This window comes from Psychrobacter sp. DAB_AL43B (assembly GCF_900168255.1).
Classification (GTDB): Bacteria; Pseudomonadota; Gammaproteobacteria; order Pseudomonadales; family Moraxellaceae; genus Psychrobacter.
Genome location: NZ_LT799838.1, coordinates 2,331,730 through 2,357,714, shown reverse-complemented (window position 1 = coordinate 2,357,714; position 25,985 = coordinate 2,331,730). Strand labels below are relative to the sequence as shown.

General features: G+C 42.8%; 20 protein-coding genes and 1 tRNA gene. 15 read left to right on the top strand and 6 right to left on the bottom strand.

Features of this window, described 5'->3' with window-relative positions:
- The first annotated feature begins 110 nt into the window (after positions 1-110).
- The 5 genes from DABAL43B_RS10035 (at position 111) to DABAL43B_RS10015 (ending at position 7,131) form a co-directional block, all read left to right on the top strand.
- Entirely contained in the window at positions 111-1,700 is a 1,590-nt protein-coding gene (locus tag DABAL43B_RS10035; protein ID WP_079692242.1) for a 3-deoxy-D-manno-octulosonic acid transferase, read from the top strand.
- 32 nt (positions 1,701-1,732) lie between these two features.
- Entirely contained in the window at positions 1,733-2,509 is a 777-nt protein-coding gene (locus DABAL43B_RS10030; RefSeq protein WP_079692241.1) for a 16S rRNA (uracil(1498)-N(3))-methyltransferase, read from the top strand.
- Positions 2,510-2,769: 260 nt separating this feature from the next.
- Positions 2,770-3,894 carry an extracellular solute-binding protein gene (locus DABAL43B_RS10025; protein ID WP_079692240.1) on the top strand — a complete coding sequence of 375 codons (1,125 nt, stop codon included), beginning with the start codon at positions 2,770-2,772 and terminating at the stop codon, positions 3,892-3,894.
- A 68-nt stretch (positions 3,895-3,962) separates the two neighbouring features.
- Positions 3,963-5,639, top strand: a complete 1,677-nt coding sequence (locus DABAL43B_RS10020; RefSeq protein WP_079692239.1) for an ABC transporter permease — start codon at positions 3,963-3,965, stop codon at positions 5,637-5,639.
- Between the two features lie 253 nt (positions 5,640-5,892).
- Positions 5,893-7,131 (top strand): ABC transporter ATP-binding protein, encoded by a 1,239-nt coding sequence (locus tag DABAL43B_RS10015; protein ID WP_227516671.1) that lies wholly within the window; start codon positions 5,893-5,895, stop codon positions 7,129-7,131.
- A 64-nt stretch (positions 7,132-7,195) separates the two neighbouring features.
- Here DABAL43B_RS10015 and DABAL43B_RS10010 read toward each other — a convergent pair whose 3' ends face one another.
- Positions 7,196-8,047 carry a methyltransferase domain-containing protein gene (locus tag DABAL43B_RS10010; protein WP_079692238.1) on the bottom strand — a complete coding sequence of 284 codons (852 nt, stop codon included), beginning with the start codon at positions 8,045-8,047 and terminating at the stop codon, positions 7,196-7,198.
- Positions 8,048-8,562: 515 nt separating this feature from the next.
- Here DABAL43B_RS10010 and gyrA point away from each other — a divergent pair.
- The 5 genes from gyrA to DABAL43B_RS09985 all read left to right on the top strand — a co-directional run bounded on the left by gyrA (position 8,563) and on the right by DABAL43B_RS09985 (position 15,044).
- Positions 8,563-11,367 (top strand): DNA gyrase subunit A, encoded by a 2,805-nt coding sequence (gyrA, locus tag DABAL43B_RS10005; RefSeq protein ID WP_079692237.1) that lies wholly within the window; start codon positions 8,563-8,565, stop codon positions 11,365-11,367.
- Between the two features lie 111 nt (positions 11,368-11,478).
- Positions 11,479-12,549 carry an EamA family transporter RarD gene (gene rarD / locus DABAL43B_RS10000; protein ID WP_079692236.1) on the top strand — a complete coding sequence of 357 codons (1,071 nt, stop codon included), beginning with the start codon at positions 11,479-11,481 and terminating at the stop codon, positions 12,547-12,549.
- Between the two features lie 285 nt (positions 12,550-12,834).
- Positions 12,835-13,503 carry a glutathione S-transferase gene (locus tag DABAL43B_RS09995; RefSeq protein WP_079692235.1) on the top strand — a complete coding sequence of 223 codons (669 nt, stop codon included), beginning with the start codon at positions 12,835-12,837 and terminating at the stop codon, positions 13,501-13,503.
- Positions 13,504-13,605: 102 nt separating this feature from the next.
- A complete protein-coding gene (locus DABAL43B_RS09990; RefSeq protein WP_079692234.1) occupies positions 13,606-13,851 on the top strand; it encodes a hypothetical protein in 246 nt (81 codons plus the stop codon).
- Between the two features lie 32 nt (positions 13,852-13,883).
- Positions 13,884-15,044: a ribonuclease Z gene (locus DABAL43B_RS09985; RefSeq protein WP_079692233.1), complete on the top strand. Its 1,161-nt coding sequence runs from the start codon at positions 13,884-13,886 to the stop codon at positions 15,042-15,044.
- A 15-nt stretch (positions 15,045-15,059) separates the two neighbouring features.
- On the opposite strand, the gene DABAL43B_RS09980 is transcribed toward DABAL43B_RS09985, so the two are convergent.
- Positions 15,060-16,073, bottom strand: a complete 1,014-nt coding sequence (locus DABAL43B_RS09980) for an ATP-binding protein (RefSeq protein ID WP_079692232.1) — start codon at positions 16,071-16,073, stop codon at positions 15,060-15,062.
- 128 nt (positions 16,074-16,201) lie between these two features.
- Here DABAL43B_RS09980 and DABAL43B_RS09975 point away from each other — a divergent pair, with 128 nt between their 5' ends.
- A complete protein-coding gene (locus DABAL43B_RS09975) occupies positions 16,202-17,215 on the top strand; it encodes a serine/threonine-protein kinase (protein WP_079693089.1) in 1,014 nt (337 codons plus the stop codon).
- Between the two features lie 6 nt (positions 17,216-17,221).
- On the opposite strand, the gene DABAL43B_RS09970 is transcribed toward DABAL43B_RS09975, so the two are convergent.
- From DABAL43B_RS09970 to DABAL43B_RS09955, 4 genes are all read right to left on the bottom strand, one after another.
- Positions 17,222-17,746 (bottom strand): hypothetical protein, encoded by a 525-nt coding sequence (locus DABAL43B_RS09970; protein WP_079692231.1) that lies wholly within the window; start codon positions 17,744-17,746, stop codon positions 17,222-17,224.
- A gap of 186 nt (positions 17,747-17,932) precedes the next feature.
- Positions 17,933-18,017: transfer RNA gene (locus tag DABAL43B_RS09965), tRNA-Leu, on the bottom strand.
- Between the two features lie 222 nt (positions 18,018-18,239).
- Positions 18,240-19,997, bottom strand: a complete 1,758-nt coding sequence (locus DABAL43B_RS09960; protein WP_079692230.1) for a sigma 54-interacting transcriptional regulator — start codon at positions 19,995-19,997, stop codon at positions 18,240-18,242.
- Positions 19,998-20,079: 82 nt separating this feature from the next.
- Positions 20,080-21,513 carry a two-component system sensor histidine kinase NtrB gene (locus DABAL43B_RS09955; RefSeq protein WP_079692229.1) on the bottom strand — a complete coding sequence of 478 codons (1,434 nt, stop codon included), beginning with the start codon at positions 21,511-21,513 and terminating at the stop codon, positions 20,080-20,082.
- Between the two features lie 135 nt (positions 21,514-21,648).
- On the opposite strand from DABAL43B_RS09955, the gene rimO reads away from it, so the two are divergent.
- The 4 genes from rimO to uppS all read left to right on the top strand — a co-directional run bounded on the left by rimO (position 21,649) and on the right by uppS (position 25,935).
- On the top strand, positions 21,649-23,250 hold the full coding sequence (gene rimO / locus DABAL43B_RS09950) for a 30S ribosomal protein S12 methylthiotransferase RimO (RefSeq protein WP_079692228.1): 1,602 nt from the start codon (positions 21,649-21,651) through the stop codon (positions 23,248-23,250).
- A gap of 191 nt (positions 23,251-23,441) precedes the next feature.
- Positions 23,442-24,167 carry a UMP kinase gene (pyrH, locus tag DABAL43B_RS09945; RefSeq protein ID WP_079692227.1) on the top strand — a complete coding sequence of 242 codons (726 nt, stop codon included), beginning with the start codon at positions 23,442-23,444 and terminating at the stop codon, positions 24,165-24,167.
- A gap of 133 nt (positions 24,168-24,300) precedes the next feature.
- A complete protein-coding gene (gene frr / locus DABAL43B_RS09940) occupies positions 24,301-24,855 on the top strand; it encodes a ribosome recycling factor (RefSeq protein ID WP_079692226.1) in 555 nt (184 codons plus the stop codon).
- 321 nt (positions 24,856-25,176) lie between these two features.
- A complete protein-coding gene (uppS, locus tag DABAL43B_RS09935; protein ID WP_079692225.1) occupies positions 25,177-25,935 on the top strand; it encodes a polyprenyl diphosphate synthase in 759 nt (252 codons plus the stop codon).
- Positions 25,936-25,985 lie beyond the last annotated feature (50 nt).

The following is a 25,985-nucleotide window of genomic DNA, read 5'->3' as shown; positions in this document are numbered from 1 at the left end:
TCAAACTTTACGTTTAAAAGCTTATCGTTAAGCGCTTAATTGAGGTAGAATTGGCGCGTTTTTCATGAGCGCATCCTACTATCTGATCCATTAATAATCTGGGTTTCTCCATGCCATCTTCTGACACCTCAGCAAAATATTCTACCAAAACCGTTCAGCCCATGCAGAGCCGAACAGTTTATAAGCCACCTGTGTATTATCAACTGAGCATTGGCTTACTAAAGCCGTTATATCGCCTGCAGGTATGGCGACGCTCACACAAGCGTGATAATTATCAACAAGAAGTTGAGCAGCGTTTTGGTAAGCGTTATCCATTACCTCCTGTAGAGGAGGCAGCGAATACGCTAAATGCTAAAGCAGATGTGAGTGGCAATGGCAAAAAAGTCATATGGTGCCATGCCGTCTCTTTAGGTGAGACCAACACAGTCGCGCCATTATTAGATGCATTATTGGCTCGTGGTTATCAGATATGGTTGACCAATACCACGCAGACAGGGTTTGCCCGCGGAGCCAGTCGGTTTGCCGAAGACATTGCTCAAGGTCGATTAAGCCATAGTTATGTGCCTGTTGACAGTCCGGCTGTGATTGAAACGTTTTTAGCTCATGTGCAACCTGTGGCCGCTTTGTTTGTGGAAACAGAACTATGGGCAAATATCTTGACCAAATTGTCTGAGCATCATATTCCAAGTATCTTGGTCAATGGGCGACTGTCAGCATCCTCTTTTAAAAGCTATCAAAAAATTGGTGCGGTGAGCGCCAGTATGATGAAAAACCTAAGCTTGATTATTGCGCAGGATAATGACTCTGCCAAACGCTTTCGACAGTTGGGTGCGCATAGTGCGCAAATCCGTGTGGCAGGCTCGCTGAAGTGGGTGATTAATACGCCTAAACTGAAGGATAAAGTGTCTGATATAGATGGCGATATAGACAATGAGCGTGCGAATATACAAGCACATACGAGCAATATTGCCGCAGATTTAGGCATAATGAATCGTCCGATTTGGGTGGCAGCAAGCACTCATAGCGGTGAGGAAGAAGTGGCATTGGCGTGGCAGCAGCAAATACTGTCAAACCCTACACTGACAGATGCGCTACTTATTATCGTTCCTAGGCATCCAGAACGCTTCGATGAAGTGGCAGAGCTTATACAAAAGTCAGGATTTGCAATGGCACGGCGCAGTATCAATGAGACCATCACAGCGCAAACACAAGTTTATCTGGCAGATAGTATGGGCGAGCTGATGCATTGGTTTGCGCTGGCAAATGTGGCGCTTGTCGGTGGCTCATTGGTAGATATTGGTGGACATAATCCGGTTGAACCGGCGAGTGTGGCAACGCCAGTATTGATGGGTAATTATACGCAATCTTGTCAAAGTGTCGTGGATAAATTGGCTAGCGTAGGGGCGTTATATCAACCAAAGAACGAGTTTTATTGTCCCATTAGTGATGATGAGCAAAGTGCGCAACCGCATCAGTCTGAGCTGGATAAAAAGTCTTTAGATGACGAGACGCTTCTTTATCAACAGCTAAAACACTGGTTGAGCCATCCACCATTAGCCAAACAAGCAGGGCAAGCGGGCGCACAGATGACAGAGCAGCAACAGGCAGTATTAAGTCGTCAGTTATTGATGATTGAAGATATTATTGAGCAGCATTCGATGCAAACTTTGAGCCAATCCTTAAGCCAAGATTTAAACTAATACTTAAACTAATACTTAAACTAAGAGACGCTATGAACTGTATTCTATTACCGGCTGCTCATTTTTCAAACGACTCTGCCCAAATCAATTCAGTAGCGCAAATTGCTCATATCAATAAGGTATTAGCAGCAAAAATGGGTGATACCTTAAAGATCGGACAGCTTGGCGGCAATCTTGGCACTGCTATCATTGAACATATAACGCCTGAAAGTATTCAGCTGCGTAATGTACAGCTGGCTATAAAGCCACCGCCTAAGCTAGATATCACTGTAGTATTAGCATTGCCACGCCCAAAAGTATTGCGCCGTCTTATTATGGATATGACCACGCTTGGCGTCCGCGATATTATTCTTATCAATAGCTATCGCACCCAAAAGAGCTATTGGCAAAGCCCGATGCTTAGTCGTCTTGATGAGTTTGTATTAGAAGGACTGCAACAAGGTGTTGATACTATCGCGCCGCGTATTAGTCTGCAAAAACGCTTTAAACCTTTTGTCGAAGACGAATTAGCACATCTGATCACCAATCGTGCCATCGTCGCGCACCCTTATGGTGCTTTGTCATTTTCACAATATCTGCAACAGCAAACCTTAGTAACCCCTGAAAAAAATGAGGTTTTGCTTGCAGAGTCTGAGTTATCAAATAAAACGATATTGCCAAGTATGGTATTTATCGGTGCAGAAGGTGGCTGGATTGATTATGAAATTGAGTTACTTGCCACCCAAGGTTGCCAAGCCGTACATATAGGCCCGCGTATATTACGTACGGAAGCGGCGGTTAATGTAATGTTGGGGCAATGGTTATTATAAAATAATAGTTAAAAAATCAATGCCAAATCAAGGCTGAATTAATATTATTAGGCGTGGAAATGGGCTCAAAAATAGCTTGTTAAATAGCATTAATACGTCATTATTTGGCTGAATGACTGAGTTAAACAAATGTATTGATAATTAATCTCATTTCCATTAGTATATGGTTTCCAGACATTAAGGTCTTATTAATCCTACCAATCCATGATTTTTAATGTCGTTTTATACTACTTATCCGTCGCGCTCTTATGGGGAAAGCCATGTCATTAACTGCTATCAGTGCAACTTTATCTTCTACTAAGCTTACTTTACCGGTTACTGTATTTGGCATCATGTTAGGGCTTGCTGGCTGTAGTAACTCATCTACTCCAGAAGAGAGCGTTGATGCTGAAACGCCAGCGCCTAGCACTGAGCAAAAGGCGGCTAATGATGGCGCTACTACTGCTGCTGGACAAACGGTGACGATCTATTCATCACGTAATGAGCAGTTAATCAAACCTTTGTTAGACCGCTATACAGAACAGACGGGTGTCAAGATTGAGCTGGTAACTGATAAGACCGGTCCACTTATGGCGCGTCTGCAAGCTGAAGGTAAAAATACCCCAGCCGATATGCTGTTAACAGTTGATGCTGGTAACTTATGGCAAGCAGCAGAACAAGGGTTACTACAACCGGTCGCGTCGACTGTTTTAGAGGCAAATGTGCCTGCTAAATATCGTGATCCAAAAGGTCAATGGACTGGTCTGTCACTACGTGCACGCACTATCTTTTATGACCCGAGTAAAGTAACAGCCGATCAGTTGTCCACCTATGAAGATTTAGCTGATCCAAAATGGAAAGGCAAACTGTGTCTACGTACCTCGAAAGCAGTTTATAATCAATCACTGGTTGCCAGTATGATTGAAAACTTGGGCGAAGAGAAAACAGAAGCAGTTATTCGCGGCTGGGTTGCTAATTTAGCCACCGATGTGTTCAGTGACGATACCAGCATGCTAGAAGCTATCGCCGCAGGTCAATGTGAAGTGGGTGTTGCCAACAGCTATTACTATGGTCGTCTCTTTGATGAAAAACCTGACTTCCCAGTGAAGATATTTTGGGCAAACCAAGGTACGACAGGAACGCACGTGAACATTTCTGGTGCCGGTGTAGTGACAAATTCAGACAACCCAGATGGCGCGCTTAAATTGATGGAATGGTTGTCATCTGATGAGGCGCAAGGTATTTACGCCAGTTCTGATAAAGAATATCCGGTAAAAGTAGGTATCGATGAGTCAGAGCTGCTCAGATCATGGGGTCCATTTAAACAAGACGATATCAGTGTACAGAAATTTGGCGAACGACAAACCCAAGCCATTCAAATGATGGATAAAGCAGGTTATAAATAAAAGGCTACCCGTCATTTAGCGGTCAGTTATTTGATGGGGTCATTATGCGTATGACACGGTAATAATCTATGATAACAATGCCAGAAGCGTCTGCTAATCAGGACAATACTGTCAACGAAGATAATAGTGACAATAGGGCTATTAGCCAAGACCATGCCGTCCGTAAACGTATCATCTCGAAATCAGTCTTAGGACTGATTTCGTTGTTTATGCTGGTACCGATTTTAATAGTATTATTGTCGTGGACGCAGCCAGTAGCCGATATTTGGACGCACATGCGTGAGTACGTGCTGCCACAAGTCCTCAAAAACACCGCTATTCTACTAATGATGGTGACGGTAATTTCTGGCACTATTGGCACCGCAATGGCTTGGGTCACCAGTATGTACCGCTTTCCTGGACAGCGGTTTTTTTCGTGGGCATTGATGTTACCACTGGCGATGCCAGCTTATGTGCTGGCGTTTGTCACAGTCGGCATCGTTGATTTTAGTGGACCACTGCAAACTGCCTTAAGGGATTTTGGAATTACGACTGCTATTCCATCGGTGCGTAATGTTTGGGGCGCAGGTTTGGTATTATCGTTGGCGTTTTATCCCTACGTTTATTTGCTGGCACGCCAAGCATTTTTATCGCAAGGTCGACGGGCGATTGAAGCAGGGCAGATGCTTGGTCTGAGTCGTAGTCGAGTGTTTTTTCGGCTGGCATTACCGCAGGCGTTGCCGTGGGTTATCGGCGGATTGTTGCTGGCGACTATGGAAACGTTAGCAGACTTTGGCGCGGTTTCAGTGTTTAATGTCGATACCTTTACCACTGCCATTTATAAAGCATGGTTTGGCTTTTTTAGTTTGACTACCGCCGCCCAGTTGGCAGCTTTGCTAATCGGTGTGATATTTATTGTCGTCTTGTTTGAGCAGTATTGGCAGGCAAAGCGTGGCAATACGGTTACTCAAGGGAGTAATCAGCGTTTTGAAGCCAGTAAACCGGCAAAGTGGGCAATGACACTACTCTGCACGTTGGTATTTTTAATCGCGTTTTTGATACCGTTTTTACAGCTGATTTATTGGACCGCATTAAATTTTCAACAAGATTTTGATGCGCGCTATATTGATTTTGTGACCAATAGCCTCATGATTGCTAGTATGACCACGGCATTTATCGCCTTTTTAGCGATTATTATTGCGTGGGTTAAGCGCCAGTATCCTGATAAGTCTACCAAGCTAATGACTACGTTAGCCAATTTAGGTTATGTGGTTCCGGGCACAGTCTTGGCAGTCGGCATCTTTATTCCTATTGCTTGGCTTGATAATCAGCTGATTGCTTTTGGTATTACCTCCACGCAGTTTTTGTCAGGTAGTGTGATTGTCATGCTCCTTGCTTTATCGACACGCTTTATGACCGTCAGCTTCCAGCCGGTAGACCGTCAACTACAGCGCTTGACGGCGAATCAAGAAGCGGCCGCTAAATTGCTTAGTGATAGTCCTTTTCAGCGTTGGCGGCAAGTGATGTTGCCAGTTCTTAGCCCTGGGATACTGACTGGGTTATTGATGGGCTTTGTCGAAGTGATGAAAGAGATGCCGATTACTTTGATGACACGGCGGCAAGGCTGGGATACGCTAGCCGTCCGCGTGTTTGAGATGACCAGCGAAGGCATGTGGGGACGAGCAGCATTGCCAAGTCTGTTTATTGTGCTGGTAGGTCTTATTCCTGTTTGGATATTGCTGCGTCAAAGTGACAAGCAAGGTTAAGGTGTTTTTATTAAAAGCGGCATTTCTTAAATAGCCCGCTGGTTTTTAATGGTTAGATAATTGATGTCCATCGTTATTTTTAGCGTTTTAATTATGGGTTTTATTCACTAATAGCTCACTGGTACCGTTTATGTATACTGACTTGATCAACGATTCAATAAATCCAGTAGACTCTAAGTCCGTAAAGACTCAGAGCAACGCACGACAACATCATTTGGAAAAGTCACCCGTCACCATCATAACAAAGGCGCAAATGTCGCAAGCTTTAGCGGATAGAGACTTACAACAAGGGACGCTCAATTCAGATAGCCCGTCCAGTCAATATAATGAGACCGCAGCCATTCAGCCTTATTTTAGTGTACAAGATTTGGTTGTCGGTTATGGCGATACGATAATCGTCAATGGGTTATCGTTAGACTTACAGCAAGGTGAGATTGGCTGCTTTTTAGGTTATAGCGGTTGCGGGAAGACCACGGCGCTAAGAGCCATTGCCGGATTAGAGCAGAGTCGTGGCGGAAAAATCAGCTTAAATGGCCAGCGTCTAACGGAGCAGACAGCGCGTACTTCATTTACGGTAGTCCCAGCCAAACGTGGCATGGGTATGGTGTTTCAAGACTATGCGCTGTTTGGGCATTTAAGCGTGGCAAAAAATATCGCTTTTGGTTTGAATAAATGGTCTGCTGCCGACAAAAAAGCGCGTGTCGCTGAGATGCTAGATCTTGTTGAATTGTCTGAACATGCGGATAAGCGCCCAAATGAGCTATCCGGTGGGCAGCAGCAGCGGGTAGCATTGGCCCGTGCATTGGCACCTAAGCCCAAACTCTTGCTACTCGATGAACCCTTTTCTAATTTGGATGTGGTCCTGCGCGAATCACTGGCAATGAACGTCCGTGATATTCTCAAACGTACCAATACCACTGCTATTTTGGTGACTCATGATCAAAACGAAGCTTTTGCGCTAGCGGATAAAGTCGGGGTGATGAATAAAGGCAAACTGGTACAGTGGGCGACACCAAGCGAGCTATATCATGAGCCGGTCAGTCCGTTTGTCGCTGAGTTCGTCGGCGAAGGGGCGATGATAGACGGCATTATCAAAGAAGGTCACGTTGAAACGGCACTTGGGGATATTTATCGACGTATGGAAGTCTATGATGAATCAGGGCAGCCGCTATATTGCGAGTATGATTATCCTAATGGTACGCCGATTAAAGTACTGGTACGCCCTGATGATATCGTCCATGATGACGAGAGTATACAAACCGCATTAGTGGTTGGGCGGGTATTTCGTGGTGCCAATTATTTGTATCGTTTGCAACTCGCTGATGGTCAAACCGTCTTGTCATTAGTGGCCAGTCATCATAATCACGAAATTGGCTCACAAATTGGCCTCTTACCCATACTAGAGCATGTCGTGGTGTTTGATGAAAAAGATATCAATGCCACGACTTGGTCAGAATATGATAGATCAGAGAGAATTGAAGAAATAAGATAGCGGTTATCAAAAATGATTCTTAATAATTCTTATTAAAAGCTATTATTAAAAAGCATTGTCACCGTTAATTGTGCCGAGTTGCCAATATATGTAAGTAACGACCAAGCCACTTATACGGCTCTAATTGTGAGTAGCGTAGCTCCATGCGTATCACCGCTTCAGGATCGTTATGACCGCCACGTTTAAGCGGCGAATAATCATGAAATACGCGCAGACCACTGGTAAGTACCGTATGATAGTGATGCGCCTCTAACCAAGATTCCGCTTCTTCTTTTGCGACCGGATGATTTGGCGTCAGGCTTTTTTTGTTGTCCGCTTTATACTTGGTGTTATCTAATAGGTTAAAGTTACCCATAATGAGATTGCGATAATCAAAGCTGGCTGGATTATAAAAACACAGCGAAATGGCACCATTCTCAGTCAGATGGCGGTCAAAAAAATTCATCACCGCCGCTGGTTCTGCCAACCACTCAAGCAGCGCGTGACACATAATTAAGTCAAATTCCTCCGTTTTATCAGCAAGCTTCTCTTCGAGTTCTTGATACGGACATACATACCAAGTGATATCTAATTTCCCCTTATTTTGATCGACACTTACTTTTGCTTTTTCCAGCATATTGGCTGAGATATCATTAATAACCAGCGTATGCCCTTGAGTGGCAAGCTCAATCGCAATCTGTGCAAGCCCTGCGCCTACATCTAAAATACGTAAGGGTCGTCCAAGTGTTTGACTCATCTGCGCACTATATTCAAAAATATCACGGCGCAATACTGCCAGCCGAATATCCCCTTTTAAGCCACCATAGACCTTTTTTTCAAAATGCTCAGCAATCGTATCAAAGCTGCGATCGGTGCGCGCAGTTTCTTCTGCATCTGCTTTTTGGCTATGGTTAATATCTTGATTGTGATTTTGCATAAGGTTTATCTGTCTTAGAGTGTGATATTTTATCAAGTTGCATATTGTGGCGTATCGTACAATAAAGCATGGGGCTAAGCTAGGGTTGGTTGAGAGATACAGCATGTTTGCTATTACATCATACTCGAGGTATTCAACGGTTTAAAAGAGGGTCAATTTGCTTGTAGAAATAGCAAAATCAGCCAGTCCAAACAAGTATGGCGTTAAAGTTGTTTTAACAGTTGTGATTAGATTAAAAAAAGACCGCTAATGAGCTGTTTTGCTTGATTTTAATGGCATCTAGATACCCCTAAATCAACAAATTTGTGCTAAAATAGCTTCTTTTATTAAACATTAAAACTATCGCCATTTTCCTATTGTTTTGCACGCTTAGCAGTGCTTTTTTTATGGTTTATATTTTGATAGTAGCTGCGCATTTATGTCGCTATATTTTTGTATAAGTTATAAGTGTCTCTACAAAAAGAGTCTCTAGAAAAAGTGTCAACATTAGAAAAAATATGAGTGAGGGAGTGTATATGAGCGAATCGGTCAGTCCTATTGGCATCGTAGATGAACTAAAGCAATCCTATCTGGATTATGCGATGAGCGTGATCGTCTCACGTGCGCTGCCTGATGTGCGTGATGGCTTCAAGCCTGTACACCGCCGTGTGATGTACGCTATGCACGTGCTATCTAACGACTATAACAAGCCATATAAAAAATCAGCCCGTGTGGTCGGGGACGTCATCGGTAAATATCACCCGCATGGCGATAGTGCGGTTTATGATGCGATTGTGCGGATGGCGCAGGATTTTAGCTTGCGTTATCCTATGGTTGATGGTCAAGGTAACTTTGGTTCGATCGATGATGATCCACCGGCAGCGATGCGTTATACCGAAGTGCGTATGACCAAGCTGACCCATCAAATGCTGGCAGATTTGGATAAAGACACCGTCGACTGGGAAGATAACTACGATGGTTCTGAGCGTATGCCTAGCGTCATGCCGGCACGCGTTCCTAACTTGCTGGTCAATGGTGCAACTGGTATTGCTGTTGGCATGGCGACCAATATGGCACCGCACAACCTCACCGAAGTGATTAATGCGTGTTTGGCTTATGCCAACAATCCGCAAATCTCTGCTGAGGAGCTGATGACTCATATCTCAGGTCCTGACTTTCCTACAGGCGGTATTATTTATGGTCGCGCGGGCATTTTAGATGCCTATCGTACGGGTAAAGGTCGTTTACATATTCGCGGTCGCTATCATATTGAGCCAATGACGGACACCGGTGTCAACCGTGATCGTGAGCGTATTGTCTTCACCGAAGTACCGTACCAATCTAATAAAGCTAAGATGATTGAACGTATTGCTGAATTAGTACGCGATAAAAAAATTGAAGGCATTAGCGAAATACGTGATGAGTCTGATAAAGATGGCATGCGTATCGCCATTGACTTGCGCCGCGGCGAAACAGCCGAAGTTATTGTTAATAACTTGTTTCTACAAACGCCACTTGAGTCCAGCTTTAGTATCAATATGGTGGCGCTCGATAATGGTCAGCCTAAGCTATTGACGTTGCGTCAGCTGATTGCTGCGTTTGTACGTCATCGTCAAGAAGTCGTGACCCGCCGCACTATTTACGAGCTTAATAAAGCGCGTGTTCGTGGTCATTTGCTCGAAGGCTTAACCGTTGCACTGGCGAATATTGACGAGATTATTGCGGCTATTAAAGCGTCCGCTAGTCGCGCTATGGCCCGTGAAAACTTGCTCGATAATACCTGGGGCTCAGGTAGTGTAGTCGCAATGCTAGAGGCGGCTGGTAGCCAGTCAGTACGACCTGATTATATCGAAGGTGAAGATCCAAAAGCACCGTTTGGTCTTGTCGAAGGCGAGGAGCGCTATCGTTTATCACTAGATCAGGTTAATGCCATTTTAGACATGCAATTGCATCGTCTCACGGGTCTTGAGCAAGATAAATTGACCGAAGAATATCAGGATCTATTACGTGAAATCGCGAATTTAGAGTCTATTCTTGGTGATTTCGACAAGCTAATGACCATTATTTCTAACGAGATGATTGAGATTCGTGACAACTTTGGTGATGAGCGCCGTACGGATATCGTTGATTCACGTACTGACTTTAGCCGCGAAGATTTGATTCCTGAACAAACCGTTGTGATGACCGTATCGCGTACGGGTTATGCTAAAACGCAGCCTATCGACGATTATGTGGCGCAAAAGCGTGGCGGTAAAGGTAAATCTGCGACCGCCATGAAAGAAGACGATGTGATTGACCATTTAGTCGTAACCTCTACTCACTCGACGGTACTGTGCTTCACAGATACGGGTCGTGTGTTTAGCTTACGCGGTTTTGAAGTGCCTATTGCCAGTCGCGGCGCCCGTGGTCGCCCATTAGTCAATCTTATTGGCTTGAATGCTGATGAGACAGTCACGACGATATTGCCCATTCCAAAAATAGTGGAAGAGTTATCTGCGAAAGACGATATGTCACTAGTAGATGTTGCCGATCGTACAGATAGCGATAGTGATGATGATTCATTAGAAAGCAGCAATGAAGCACAGCCACCGTTTGTATTCTTTGCGACAGCCAATGGTACGGTGAAGCGTGTAGAGCTCAAGCAGTTTGCCAACATTCGCTCAAACGGTCTTATTGCCGTTGGTCTAGAAGAAGGCGATAAATTGGTAAGCGCTCGTATCACTGACGGTAGCCAAGAGGTGATGTTGTTTGCCTCAAGTGGTAAAGCCATCCGTTTTGATGAAAATGATGCGCGCGCTATGGGTCGTACGGCAAAAGGCGTTCGTGGTATGCGTCTGGCTAATGATGAGTTTATTAAGTCATTGGTGGTTATCGAAGATGACGTACGCGAAATTCTGATTGCTTGTGAAAACGGTTTTGGTAAACGTACCTTTATTGAAGAATTTAATAAGCAAGGACGTGGCGGTGGCGGTGTTATCGCGATTAAAACAAGCGCGCGTAATGGTGCGTTAGTTCGTGCGACCAAGGTCGAGCCTGAAGACGATATTATCTTAATATCAGATAAAGGCACACTAGTCCGTACGCCAGTGCAGCATGTCGCCAGTTCGGGTCGTAATACTCAAGGTGTTACCTTAATTCGTCTGTCAAAAGATGAGAAGCTGGTCGCTATGGCGCGTGTTGAACACGAAGAAGGCGACAATGAACTAATCGATGCGATGAGAGAAGACGGTACGTTTGATGTAGAAGGTCAAGAGCAGATCGATATTGATGCGGCAAATATTGATGCTGCAGAAACAGATGTCAATGAATCTAATCATTCAGAAACTGACACTGACGAATAACACTTTCATTAGTTAGATTTTTGATCTGGTTTTTGCATCACTGTTCTAGAAAAAGCCTCTGACGTTATCGTTGGAGGCTTTTGCTTTTTTCTATTTATTAAGGCTGTTGTTATGCTTACGACCAACCAAACCTTTCAGGGAACTTTAGCTTCGATATCATCAAGTTTTTTATTCTCATTGATGTTCTTATTTGGGCTATTTATGCTGCCGTTATCGGGTACGCAAGTAGCTTCATGGCGCATATTAATGATGCTCTTGAGCTTAGTGATATTGGTCAGCTTCACCAAGCAGTGGCAACATGTCTTTGATTATCTAAAAACATTAAAGTCCATAAAAGAGTGGATTATCTTTATATTACCAACACCGATTTTGGGTGGGCAGATTTGGCTGTTTATGTGGGGACCGGTGAATGGTTTCGGTCTTGATGTCACGTTGGGCTATTTCTTATTGCCGCTGGTGATGATAATAGTCGGACGTTTTTTTTATCATGAGGATATGAGTACACTACAGTGGTTGGCAGCGCTCTGTGCAGCGCTTGGTATTGGCTATGATATATTTCAATACGGTAGCGTATCTTGGGTGACTCTGTTTGTGTGCTTGGGTTATCCGCCTTATTATCTTTTACGACGTAAGCTTGCTGTACCGCCAATTACGGGTTTGTTATCAGATTTGACCTTGCTCACGCCTGTGGTACTGATTATGCTTTATGTTAGTGGCGGCTTTAGCATGGCGGCACAAGCCAGCAAGTTTTGGTATTTATTGCCACTGCTCGGTGCTTTTAGTGCGCTTGCCATGTCGCTGACCATGATTGCCAGTAGTAAGCTACCTGTTTCGCTATTTGGGGCACTCAGCTATGTAGAGCCCATGCTGTTATTTGTATTATCCATTACCATCTTAAATCAAAGTTTGGATGAAGGTGGTTCTTTATTTATGTATGGCATGATTACTTTGGCATTATGTATCATGATTATTGATAGTATCAAAGGCTATCTTATTCGTCGTCGTGACAATCATTTGCATGGCTATCGAGAGCCGCAAGTGGGCGGATTTCCACCGCGTCGTCGTTTAAAAAATTATCGTATAGAGGGTGTATTAAAGGCGCGCCGTTTCCGTAAAATCAGAAAGTATCAACAAAAAATAGATAAGATTACTCGTAAAATTGAAGCGTTAGATTCAAAATAAGTATTGAGATCAGTGTTAATTGTATATGGTATTAATATTTAAACTTGGCTTAAAATGCATTATTTATCATCAAGTGTCATTGCTACTTTTATGACTGTTTTTTATTACTAAGCTACTAAGCTACTAAGCTACTAAGCTACAAGGCTATATGGCAAGGCGATAAAACAGCAATTAAGTACATTATTATCAATCACTGTTATAATTGACTTAAATCGGGATTTTATGTTTAAAAGCTATCTATAAAGTATAATAGCGAACTACAAAAACTTATTACAAGGATTGTTTATGTTACACCTTCATCATTTAGCAAACTCACGCTCTTTTCGCATCTTATGGCTGTTAGAAGAGCTTAACATCGATTATAAATTGACTTGTTATGAGCGCAATAAGGCGTATCGTGCACCTGACAGTTTGAAGCAAATCCATCCGCTCGGTCATGCACCAATGTTAGAAGTAGACGACCGTGTGCTGATTGAATCAGGATTTATCATCGAGTATTTATTAAAGCACTATGATACAGAAAAGCAATTTAAGCCAGCTGATGACAATGAGGCCGCGTGGGAAGCTTATACTTTTTGGCTACACTTTGCTGAAGCGTCAGTGATGCCACCATTGGTCATGCGTTTGGTCTTTACTAAAGTGGTTGAGCAGTCGCCTATGCTCATCAAGCCTGTGAGTAAAAGCATTAGAAATCAAGTCGAAAAAAGCATGATAAGCAATAGCTTGGATGCTATATTGACGATGATGGAGCAGCATTTACAAGATAATCATTGGTTTGCTGGTACAGAATTTAGCGCCGCTGATATTCAGATGCACCTTGCAGTTGTCGGTGCCAATGCAGGTTCAGGCTTAAATAGCAGTAAATACGCCAATATCTTAAATTGGCTCAAACGCTGTGAAGAACGTGATGCCTTTAAGCGAGCAGAAGATAAAGGTGGTCGTGTTAAGTTTTAAGTACTAGCATTTAATTAACCATATCAGTGATAAACACTGAATTTAATATTAAAATAAAAGGTTTTGTTTATTTATAAGCAAAGCCTTTTTTAGGATAAAGTAATGACAGACCTGAATAAATCTAATCCCAAAAATACTCATACAGATAGTGCTGCTGAACAACAAATGGCCAATAGCCAGCAGGTATCTGTCAAAGCATGGTCACAAAAATTACTGGTGGTTTTGCTGTGCCTGGCCAGCTTTTATGGCGGTTGGAAATCCTATGAGTCCAATATGATCAATGAGTGCACTGCTAATGGCGGGCAAATGATTGAAGGGCAAAGAACCATGCTATGTCAATTGTCATAAAAAGTGAGATTAATAAGTAAGGAAGATAGTCGATGCTAAAGTTAACCTTTTTGGGTACCTCGGCAGGTGTGCCAACCAAGCAGCGTAACGTGACGGCGTTGGCGATTGAGTGCCTTAATCCTTATTTGGTTGGCTCGAGTCGACAGCAGGATCAGGATAACAACCAGCATACCAGCCAAAATGCTAGCCAAAATGCTAGCCAAAATAAAAAGTCGCGACCGTGGTTATTGATTGATTGCGGTGAGGGCACCCAGCATCAGCTATTACATAGCAAGTTATCTTTACATCAATTAGCCGTGATTTGCATCACCCATGTACATGGCGATCATTGTTATGGTCTGCCAGGACTGCTGGCGAGTGCGGCGATGTCAGGCCGCCACGCACCGCTAACACTCATTGCGCCAAAAGCAATTGCTACGCTGCTTGATGCTATTATTTTAACCACAGAATTACACTTACCCTTTGCCATCAACTTTATGGCGATAGAAGATTTATTATCTCAGCAAAATGGCAAGATTAGTCTCTGTCTGGACACCCAGCATCAGCTGGATATTGATATCACGCCGTTATCACATCGAGTCGCTTCTTATGGTTTTGGTATTACTCAAACTATTAATCGTCGCACGCTTAATAAAGATAAATTGACAGCAGATGGCATTCCAGCAAGCGCACTGTGGGGCAAACTGCAACACGGTGAAGATGTGATGACCGATGATGGACGTAAAATCCTTTCAGGAGGCTACGTTGATAATGATGTACAGCGTACACGGGTAGTAATAGCTGGAGATAATGACAGCCCAAATTTACTATTCGACGTTGTCAAAGATGCTGATTTATTGGTGCATGAAGCCACTTATACTCATGAAGTGTTACTTAAGATTCAGGGCAAAAACCTAGACTTTGATCCCATGCACAGCAGTGCGCAATTGCTGGGCAAGTTTGCTCAGAATGTCGGACTCAAAAATTTAATTTTGACGCATTTTAGCGCTCGTTATCAAAGCTTTGATAACGCGAATAGCCGTACGCCAAACATGGCGCATATCCGTATAGATGCCGAGAGTGCTTATAAAGGTAATTTATGGCTAGCGGCAGACTTTGCACAATATGCGGTCAATGGTGCAGCTGATTTGGGAGACGGTAAAGAGCATAACTGCGTGCAGTATGTAGGATCTGCACGCGACAATGAGAAATAACTAAATGAGAAATAATTAAACGTTAAGACTGTCTTCAGCAGCCAGCTTTGATTGTCCTATCCAGTAACGGCTAAACTGATAAGCCACTCGACCAGAGCGACCACCACGCTCTGCTGCCCAGCGTAGTGCCGCTGCTCTAATATTATCAGGGAGTGCTTTATTAGTTACTTCGATGTTAGCTATTTCAACGTCCTGTATTTCAAGATTGCTATCACCATTAACAGTCGTATTACCCACGCTATCTATGATGTGCTTTTTCTGGATAGATAAGTAATGGTGAACTATTTGTAAATAAGTCGTTTGATCCATCGGATGAAAGGATAGCCAGAGGCCAAAGCGATCAGATAACGACACCGTCTCATCAATAGTCTCGTAAGGGTTGACCTCATCAGTCTGACCATTATAAATATTGACGTTGTCTTTCATCAATTGTGGCAATAAGTGGCGGCGGTTACTGGTGGCATAGACCAATAATTTGTCTTGCTCTGAATCAAGGGCACCATCCAAGACACTTTTTAGCGTACGGTAGCTTTCATCTTGACCGTTAAATGCCAAATCATCACAGTACACCACGTAGCGGCATTTACAATCAGCTGGTAGCGCCTTTATCGCTGCACGTATTTTATCCAGCACTTTTAGATCATCACGGGCAATTTCAATAATGCGTAAACCTTGATTATGATAGGCTTGTAGCAATGCTCGAATCAATGAAGACTTACCAGCGCCGCGTGTTCCTGTCATCAGCACGTGATTGGCTGGATAGCCTTTTAGGAATTGGCGCGTATTTTGTACCAGTTTTGACTTTTGAGTGTCGATACCATGCAAGTCATCTAAACTTAAAAACAAGTTGACCGCTAATGGCTCCAAATGTCCGTTGTGACCACCGACCCAGCGATAAGCCAATTGTGTAGGATCAATCTCAATCGTTGGCGTGACCTGCGCTTGCAAATATTGACTGAGTAACTCCAATAAATGGTCAGGCAGGGCATAATTAGCAGGATTCTGAGATAAATTAGATGGTTGCGACATAATGACTCTAGCAGTTAAGGTTGTGTTTAAGTTAGGCAATAGCAATTTAATAAGGGCTTCACTGTAGCATGAAAAACAGCACCATTAAAAATAGGGCCATTAAAAACAGCACTATTAAAAAGAATACTATGAAAAATAGTGCCAGTAATCCGTCTATTATACAAGCGTTACAGGCGCAATCTCAGCAGCTACTGCCAATTATTACTCAAGCGTTATCAGCATTGCTATATTATGAAATAACGCATCAGCGTATTAGTCAGCAAGATAGTAAGCAAAAAAACCAAATCGACGCTAAGATATTAATCGTTTATCAAGGTTTAACGCGCGCTCAGCATCCGCAGTTTGGTTGCGTGGTGATTAAATGGCAGTTAAGTGCTGATGTCAGTCAAGGCGCATCTGATTTAATTCATGAAGCCGACGTTTTAAAATCTTTAAATGCTTTATCACAAAATCAAAATAACCATGCCGCTATCGCACCGCTAATGTTAGTTTATGAAAACCTAACAGTTCAAATATTAGAACAGCTTCAACAGCTAACTATCGTTGTCATGCCTTATTATCCAAACGGTAGCTTGGCGAATCAACTTAGCGTTCAAAAGCATTTATTATTAACCGATAAAATAAAGCATCGTTTCATCGTGCAGACTGCACATCTGATAGCCAATCTACATAAAGCGGGCTGGCTATATAATGATATTAAACCGAGTAATATTTTACTCGATGGTTTCTTGACGAATGATGCTGATAATAGCAGCATCATGCCTAATTTATTATTGACCGATTTTGCCTTAGCCACGTCAATTAATAAACCAATGGCGGTAAATCTTGCCGGTACGCCCGCCTATCTTGCACCTGAGCGCTGGCAAGGGCAGGGTGCAACACTGCAAAGTGATATCTATGCGTTTGGAATAATGATGTATGAGATATTAATGGGAAAGCGCCCATTTAAGGTAAATATTGAAAGTAGCGATCCAATGATTGAGTGGGCAACTCAGCATTGCCAACAGCCTGTACCAAAATTACCATCAGAACACAGTCATTATCAATATATTATTGATAAGGCATTGGCGAAGCAAATGGAGAGGCGATATCAAAATATGAAGGAGATTTTGAGGGATTTAACATTATTGAAAAATAAGTAAAGCGTACTACTGATAGTCTTGATAGAGCGCTTCAACAGACTTATCATTAACGATGCTTTGACACTGAGCAAACTGAATATTAAATGAATCTCTCAATTCATGGACCTGATCTATATCTGTTTTGTTAGTACGGGAGTAATTTGCCTTAGCGCTAATAGCATAGAGGCTCAATGTGTTTAATGCCTCATCACAAACCTCAAAAGGTGCAATGGTTGGCAGACGATTGACATTCACATTATCTATGATTCTATAAGTGTTGCTGATAGTGCTTGTTAATAGTTTGCTATCTTGGGTAGCAATCGCGCTTTCCATCCCCGTTTTTAGAACGGTTAACTTTTCTAAAAGTATCTCTGCATCATGGTGAAAGCCACTAAATTTATCTAAGCTCATCATAACCTTGGTATTCGAGTCTGTACCTGCACCAGCTGAAACGTCAGCTGAAATAGCGGGTTTATATAGGCTGCGAAGCCCAAAAAGACTAGCTGCTAATAGCACCAGTAGACCTACCGTTAGCCAAAATCCTTTATTCATCGTTTTAAACCAGTCATTTTATGCCTCTAATAGGTAGTTTCACTTAGTCTAATGGCAGTGTTATTAAGGAAGATAGCCACTACCAAACTAGTTATTATGTATAGGTATTTTACATAAACCCCAAACACAAAAAAACCTGCTAAAAAGCAGGTTTTGATATTTGATCTAAGATGTACTATCCGAAAATGGTGGGGCTGGAGAGACTCGAACTCTCACACCTTGCGGCGCTAGAACCTAAATCTAGTGCGTCTACCAATTCCGCCACAGCCCCATTTTCGTTACTCTATCATCAAAAGCAGTTAAATTCAAATGCTATCTAGACAGTTAACTGATTCGGTAGTGCGTCTCAGTGGTTGGCTATTATATAGAGTTTGAGTAGTTTGGCAACCCCTATTTGCAACTATTTTGAGTTATTTAACAATTAATTTTACTGTTTATTATAAATAGCTGATATTGCTATGATTTTTATCTGATATTTTTGCGTCTTTAATTCTTATTTGCTTTGTTGTTCTAATGAAGAGATATCTAATTGCTGCAACTTGCGTGTCAGTGTATTGCGCCCCCAACCGAGCAAGTTGGCTGCTGCTATCTTTTTTCCGCCACTATGATTGAGCGCTGCCGTAATTAAGACACGCTCAAACTCAGGTGTTGCCGTCTGCAAAATGTCGGTTTCTCCAGTTTTTAGCGATTGCTTAGCCCAGTCAGCCAAGGCTTGCTGCCAACTTGGGCTTTCATGAATTTGATGGCTTTGAGCAAGTTGCAATGACGCTAAGCTTTGCTCTCGATGCGGCTCTAGAGTAGAGGAGAGACTTTCGAGCAGCTCTGGTGGTAAGTCATCAATCATGACCGTATCGCCAGTTGTCATCACCGTCAACCATAGGCAAACATTTTCAAGTTGACGGACATTACCGCGCCATTCAAAAAACTGCATAATCTCTAGCGCCGTAGGATGTAGCTGCTTTGGTGCTGTATTCATCTGTTCAGCAGCGCGCTGCATAAAATAAGTCGCTAACGCTGGAATGTCCTCGCGCCGTGTTCGTAGTGGTGGCAGCGGTAAACGTATGACATTAAGCCGATAAAATAAATCCTCACGGAACTTGCCTTGTTTTACCAGCTCTTCTAAATTTTGGTGAGTAGCGGCGATGATACGTACATTTACTTTGACAGGCTGCTGCCCACCCACGCGATAAAACTCTCCATTGGCCAGTACTCTTAGCAGCCGTGTTTGGGTACTAAACGGCATATCACCGATTTCATCCAAAAATAACGTGCCGCCATCCGCCTGCTCAAAACGACCTTGACGCATCGTCGTCGCGCCAGTAAACGCCCCTTTTTCGTGGCCGAATAGCTCAGACTCAATCAAATCATGTGGAATTGCCGCCATATTGAGGGCAATAAAAGGCTGCTGCTGACGCGGTGAATGCTGATGCAAAGCGCCGGCGACCAATTCTTTACCCGTACCTGATTCACCCGTGATTAAGACAGTAATAGACGAGTGCGCCAATCTGCCAATGGCGCGAAATACCGTCTGCATCGTTTGCGATTGACCAATGATACCGCTGGGATTGTCGTTAGCTTTGGTATCAGCTGTAACCTCAACTTTATTTTTAGCTTCTTTGTTAGTACGGTTTTGAGGCTTAGTTTTGGCATTGGGTTTTGTATGAGTATCGGATGAAATGTTGGTAGTTGTATTGGTATTAGACCCAATTGTATGATTTTCTACAACCATATTGGATTGATAATTAATCGCTTTATAAATCGTTGCGACGGCATCATCCAAATCAAAAGGCTTCGGCAGATATTCAAATGCGCCTGTCTGATAGCTATTAATGGCAGAAGTAAGGTCTGAGTGTGCCGTCATAATAACAATTGGCAGCTTAGGAAAATGCTGATTCACCCAATCACTAAAGGACAAGCCATCCATTAGAGGCATACGAATATCAGTCAATATCACATCAGGTAACTGCGCGGCTGACTCTCGCTGTTGCAATATATCATTGAGACGTGTCCATGCTGCCTGCGCTTGGGTAAAGCTGATAACGATAAGACCAGCATCTTCAAAAGTGTCCGCCAATACCAAACGCAGTGCTGGATCGTCATCGATCAACCATAAAGTCGCCGTATTATCATCAGTGGCATTATTGACCGTTACTTTTATTGTTTTATTATTAATAGCTCGGTCACTCATTATTTGATCGTTTGACGTTTGATTATCGCTTTTAGGTGTATGGTTGTCGTTATATTTAGTCATTTATCAGGCCTAATGAGCAATGGATTGGTTCAGTTTATGATTCAGCATTTTGCGAGTGAGCAGTGTTAAATAGCAATGTCGCTTACGCATCAATTATGGGCTGACGAAAAGGCAGGTAAAGTGTAAAACACGTCTGACTATTGGTATTGTTATGATGTTTTTTTTGGTTATTCTGACGACTATAGTTAGGGTTTTGTGATTGGTTAGAGCTGACATCAATCATACCATGATGACGGCTGATGATATCTTGGACAATCGATAAGCCAAGGCCAGTCCCTGTAGCACGGCTGGTCACCATGGGGAAAAATATTTGTCCGATCAATGCTGGATCAATCCCTGGGCCGTTATCGGTGATAGTGACTTGCAGGACTTGTTTGTGCTGCTGCCCACCAATCGTATGCTGAAAGACAACTCGTGTTTGAATATATAGTTTGGGTTGATAGCTACCATAGTTACCGTTAGTACTCAATGGCGTGATATTTGATGGTAAGCGACTCAATTCAGTAGACGTATTCTGCTGAAGTACTTGTTCAAATTCGGTCATCGATTCACAAGCGTTATTAATCAGGTTTAAAAACACTTGAATCAACTGGTCTTTATCAGCACATAATTCAGGCAACGACAAATCATAATCACGCTGCAGCGTCACTTGTGGATACTGATGGATAATCAATGCCAAAACATGCTCTAGTGGCTCGTGGATATTTAGTGTTTGCCAGTTTGGCAGTTGATTAGAACCAAGAAGCTGCCCAACCAGCTGAGTTAGGCGATCCGTTTCTGAGATGATGATATCAGTATAGTTACGAAGCTTTGCTGCATGTTTTTGCAGGTCGTTATTAGCGTTTGAAAGGGGATTTAAAACAGAGTTTACATTATTAGTAACAGCAGGAAAATTGCTATTAAGAGTAGAAGGCTTGCTGTTAACAATAGAAGTGTCACTGAATTTAATAAATTGCCGTTGCAATAATTGTGCAGCACCGCGAATACCAGCAAGCGGATTTTTGATTTCATGGGCGACTGAGCGCAGCATATGCCGGGCAACGCTATATTGCTGCTGTTGGCGCTGCTCCTCTGAAATACGACTTTGGCGATCTTTGCCCCACATCTCGATAATAAAATAACGCTGCTGCTCATAAATGACAGGCGTCACGCTATAGTCGACTGAGAGGGGTGAATGACCATTTAATTGGCTGTTTATAAGGTAATCATGATCGATAAAGGGTTGTTGATAATGCTGCGCCTGATTAAATCTTGCCGTTAAAGGGCGAATTTGCTCATCGCCATCGCTGTTATTAATGTTAGGGCTTTCTTTTAACGTTAACTCATTAGGTGCAAGCAGTATCAATATAGATTGATTGAGTAATCGTCCACTACTGATAGCGAGTAGTTGCTCAGCTTGGGCGTTTAGCCAAGTAATAGACAGCTCGTCATTGACCCATAAGATAGCCGTAAACAAATGCTGTGATATAAATGCTAGGTCAGGGGTCGGTTTTGCGCTTACAAAATCAGCTGTCATTAGTAATGCCTAGGATAGCGAGATACTCGATATAATATTTAACCATAAATCAACACTATAGAGCGGCAAAACTGGTGATTATCACAAAAAAAACGTACAATGCGCACAGCCAATTTATCTCTAGCAAGGTCAGCCATGCCCAAAACTTCTACCGAGTCCGTTAACACGACTATCACTACCTCACAGCCAGCTTCTATGTCAACAGCTTCTATGCCAAAAGACACTGCCACCATTTTTAATCCTGCCAAGCCAGCAATGGTGCAAGAGCAGCTTAAGACAGATAATGTCGAGCCTTACCATCATAAAGCCAATCATAATCAAAACCGTAGTATTGCCCAAAGTGGTGATGCGACTATACATGCAACCACCAGCGCGACAGCCTCTAGTCCAACAACGGCAGCGCCAAAGATTGGTTTTGTCTCGCTAGGTTGCCCAAAAGCCTTGGTGGATAGTGAGCGCATTATTACTGAGCTTAGCCGTGATGGTTATCAAGTCGCCAGCGACTATGAAGGCGCAGACTTGGTCGTGGTCAATACTTGTGGCTTTATTGAATCAGCGGTACAAGAGTCGCTAGATGCCATCGGTGAAGCGATTAGCAAAAACGGTAAAGTTATCGTTACGGGTTGCCTCGGTAAAGAAGCAGATAAAATCCGTGCAATGCATCCTGCTGTATTAGCAGTGACTGGCGCGCACGCTTATGACGAAGTGATTAGAGCAGTCGCGCTGCATGTGCCTAAGCCTGACCGTAGTAATGATAAAGATTATAATCCTAAGATAGATTTGATTAATGAGGCGGGTATCAAATTAACGCCCAGTCATTATGCTTATCTGAAAATATCAGAAGGCTGTAATCATCGTTGTACTTTTTGCATTATTCCAAGCTTACGCGGTGATTTGGTTTCGCGTCCGATTGATAGCGTGATGAATGAAGCCATGGCACTGAAGAACGCTGGCGTGAAAGAACTATTAATCATCTCGCAAGATACGTCCGCGTATGGTTTAGATTTAAAATATAAGACCAGCTTCTGGAATGGTATGCCGCTGAAGTCTAAGTTTTATGACTTATGCCAAGCGTTGAACGATTTGGGTATTTGGGTACGTCTGCATTATGTCTATCCGTATCCGCATGTCGATAAAGTCGTTCAATTAATGGGTGAAAAGAAGCTACTGCCTTACCTTGATATTCCCTTTCAGCATGCCAGTCATAGCATCTTAAAAGCCATGAAGCGTCCCGCCCATAGCGAAAACACCTTGGCGCGTATTAAAGCATGGCGTGAGATTTGTCCTGATATCGTGATTCGCTCAACCTTCGTCGTTGGCTTCCCAGGTGAGACTGAAGAAGATTTCCAATGTCTGCTTGACTGGTTAGTCGAGGCACGCCTTGATCGCGTTGGTGCTTTTACTTATTCGGAAGTGGAAGGCGCGGTTGCTAATGAATTGCCTAATCATGTACCTGAAGCCATTAAGCAAGAGCGTTACGAGCGTTTGATGACGTTACAGCAAGATATCTCTGCGCAAAAACTGCAAGAAAAAATCGGTAAAACCTTAATGGTATTGGTCGATGAGATTGATTTTGATGAGGGTGTTGCGATTTGCCGTAGCTATGCAGACGCGCCAGAAATTGATGGGCACGTCTATGTTGATGACATTACTGCTGCGGTAAAAGTAGGGCAGTTCTTAACGGTTACTATTGATGATGCCAGCGAATATGACTTATTTGCCAGTTATAAGGGTTAACCATCCAACACAATAGGCGCGTGAAAATTGCCCAACAGTGGGCAGTTTTTGCTACAATTAGCGCAATTTAGTCTTTTATACGCCTAATACGCCTACCATCGATTATGGCGTTATAGACGAGCCTAAAGCCAAAATCTATTTGTATTTTACCGATAACTTTAATTATAATTTAATGCTAACAAGGTGACCTCATGTCTGACAAAAACCCGCGTTACTCTCGTATCTTGCTTAAACTCTCTGGTGAAGCTTTAGCCGGTGGTAAAGAAATGGGTATTGATAGCGAAGTGCTCGATAAAATGAGTTTATCTATCGCCCATCTGCGTGGTCTTGGTGTGCAAGTTGGTATCGTAGTCGGCGGTGGTAACTTATATCGCGGTGCTCAATTACAAAAAGAAGGCTTGGTTGGTCGAGTTACCGGCGATCAAATGGGTATGCTAGCGACTGTCATGAATGGTCTGGCGATGCGTGATGCCCTTGAGCGCCGTAATATTAAAACGCGTTTGATGTCAGCACTGCCGATTGGTGAAGTGACCGAAAGCTATAGCAGCCGTAATGCGATTCGCTACCTTAAAAACGGCGAAGTTTGTATCTTTGTTGCGGGTACCGGCAATCCTTTCTTTACCACTGATACCGCTGCTTGCTTGCGCGGTATTGAAATCGAAGCGGGTTTGATTCTAAAAGCGACCAAAGTTGATGGTGTTTATGACAAAGACCCAAGCTTACATGCTGATGCGGTTAAATATGACGGTTTAACTTTTGATGAAGTGTTAGAGCAGAAACTCGGCGTGATGGATTTAACAGCCATTGCTTTATGCCGTGAGCATAACGTGCCGCTACAAGTATTTGATATGACCAAGCCTAATGCTTTATTAAATGTCATCATGGGCGAAAATGAAGGCACACGTGTTTATCATTAATATAGCAGTCGTTGGCATGATAATAAGACGAGTAGAGATTCAGTAATTACTTATCTGGCAATGAATGCCTTAATAGTTTTTTATAATTAACAATAATGAATGATTTATCGGCAGCGATAAATAAGGATACATGATGATTAATGAAATTAAGCAAGACGGCGAAGCGCGCATGCAAAAAACTTTAGAAGCGCTTGAGAGTACCTTTAGTAAAGTCCGTACAGGACGCGCGCATCCAGGTATGTTGTCAGGTGTGATGGTTAGCTACTACGGGTCGCCTACACCTTTGAATCAAGTGGCAAGTGTTAACGTTGAAGATTCGCGTACGCTATTAGTACAGCCGTTTGAACGTACGATGGTACAAGCGATCGATAAAGCCATTCGCGAAGCAGATTTGGGTTTGAACCCAATGACCGCTGATGTGATTCGTGTACCGATGCCAGCGTTGACAGAAGATACACGCCGCGATATGCAAAAGCTTGCGCGCGGAGAAGCAGAGAACAGCCGTGTTTCTATCCGTAATATCCGCCGTGATATGATGAATGATATTAAAGAATTGGCAAAAGAAAAAGAGATATCAGAAGATGACGAGCGTCGCGCCAGTGATGATATTCAAAAAATTACTGACAAATTCATTGAAACTATCGATAGCCGTCTGAGTAAAAAAGAAACCGAGTTAATGGCCGTGTAAAAGTTATTCGTCTGTTCATTTTCGTTTTCGTCTAAAATGCACATACTATAAATACGCAGCCATCTAAGATAAGTCATTTAAAGTCAGCTGTTAATTAAAAAGCCAATACTGCATTGCTATTGGCTTTTTATTGACCTATAGACGACTGAGATGTCATTAAGCAAGGTAAGGTATTTTTAATGCTTACCGTTAACCTGCTTGCAGGCACTTTTTTTATTTTATAGCTGGTTTATGATAAATCTGTGAATTTTACGTAGTATGTTTTTATGTGCTATAGCGTGCGCTATGATTATTTTACTTCAACAACAAGCAAGTTAGCCTATGTCTATTTCAGATACTTTAGCTCCAGCACTTCTTCCTCGGCACATCGCTATTATCATGGACGGTAATAACCGTTATGGTAAAGTCAATAATTTAGGCAAAGGTCAAGGACATGTCGCTGGCAAAGATGCGCTAGATCCTATTGTCGAGTATTGTGTGAGTACTGGTATTGAGGTTTTAACGGTATTTGCCTTTTCAAGTGAAAACTGGCAACGGCCACCGACTGAGGTGGCATTGCTCATGCATCTACTCAGCTTGACCATCAACGAGCAAATGCCACGGATGTTGAAGCACCACATTCGATTGCGTTTTATCGGTGATCGTAGTCAGCTTAGTGATGACTTGCAAGTATTGATGGTAGATGCTGAAACAAAAACAGCAGATTTTGAAGCCATGACATTAGTAATTGCAATCAGTTATGGTGGTCAGTGGGATATCGCTCATGCAGCCAAACAGCTGGCACAGCAAGTGCATGAAGGGCAGTTGCGTGCTGAAGATATTAATAAAGAGATGCTGGGTCAATATGTGCAGTTGGCAGATGCGCCAGCGGTAGATATGTTGATACGTACTGGCGGCGAGTATCGCCTCTCTAATTTCCTACTATGGCAATCAGCTTATGCTGAATTGTTTTTTACTCAAACACTGTGGCCAGACTTTACCGTAAATGAGCTTGCAGCGATGATAGAAGAATTCGCCCAACGTCAACGCCGCTTTGGTAAAACTAGCGAACAAATAGTGACAGAACAACAGGATTTTTAAAATAATAACAGTCTTAAAAATGCTTTATTAGAGGGCATTAAAGCCTCAGT